This window comes from Variovorax sp. LG9.2 (genome assembly GCF_035018885.1).
GTDB lineage: Bacteria > Pseudomonadota > Gammaproteobacteria > Burkholderiales > Burkholderiaceae_C > Variovorax.
On sequence record NZ_JASJXB010000093.1, the window covers coordinates 1 to 1,024 of the forward strand.

A 1,024-nucleotide genomic window follows, 5' to 3' on the forward strand; every position below is an offset into this window, starting at 1 on the left:
CATGATTCACGGAGACATATCGAGCAGCAAAGACACCGTCGGCGTGGCGGTCGTCAACTACAAGATGCCGCGGCTGCACACCAAGGCCGAGGTGCTCGACAACTGCAAGGCCATCGCCAAGATGGTCATCGGCATGAAGTCCGGCCTGCCGGGCATGGACCTGGTCATCTTCCCGGAGTACAGCACCCACGGCATCATGTACGACGCCGGCGAGATGTACGAGAACGCCGCCAGCATTCCTGGCGTCGAGACAGAAATCTTTGCCGAAGCCTGCCGCAAGGCCAAGGTATGGGGCGTCTTCTCGCTCACCGGCGAGCGCCATGAAGAGCACCCCAACAAGGCGCCCTACAACACGCTCATCCTGATGAACGACCAGGGCGAGATCGTCCAGAAGTACCGCAAGATCATGCCGTGGGTGCCCATCGAAGGCTGGTACCCCGGCAACTGCACCTACGTGAGCGATGGCCCCAAGGGCATGAAGATCAGCCTCATCATTTGCGACGACGGCAACTACCCGGAGATCTGGCGCGACTGCGCGATGAAGGGCGCCGAACTCATCATCCGCTGCCAGGGCTACATGTACCCGGCCAAGGAGCAGCAGATCCTGATGTCCAAGGCAATGGCCTTTGCCAACAACACCTACGTTGCGGTCGCCAATGCGGCCGGCTTCGACGGCGTGTACTCGTATTTCGGCCATTCGGCGCTCATCGGCTTCGACGGCCGCACCCTTGGCGAATGCGGCACCGAAGAAATGGGCATCCAGTACGCCGCGCTCAGCAAGAGCCTGATTCGCGACTTCCGCAAGCACGGCCAGTCGGAGAACCATCTCTTCAAGCTGGTGCACCGCGGCTACACCGGCCTGATCAACTCGCGCGAAGGCGACAAGGGCGTGGCCGACTGCCCATTCGAGTTCTACGGCAAATGGATCGCCGATCCGCAGGGCACGCGCGAGATGGTCGAGTCGTTCACGCGGACCACTGTCGGCACATCGGAAGCGCCGATCGAGGGCATCCCCAACGAAGAC

At 61.6% G+C, this 1,024-nt stretch carries 1 protein-coding gene; it reads left to right on the forward strand.

Annotated features, from left to right (window positions below; all coding sequences use genetic code 11):
* Position 1: 1 nt before the first annotated feature.
* Positions 2 to 1,024: aliphatic amidase (locus QN413_RS27040; RefSeq protein WP_323499639.1), on the forward strand; the 1,023-nt coding region annotated here is incomplete at its 3' end.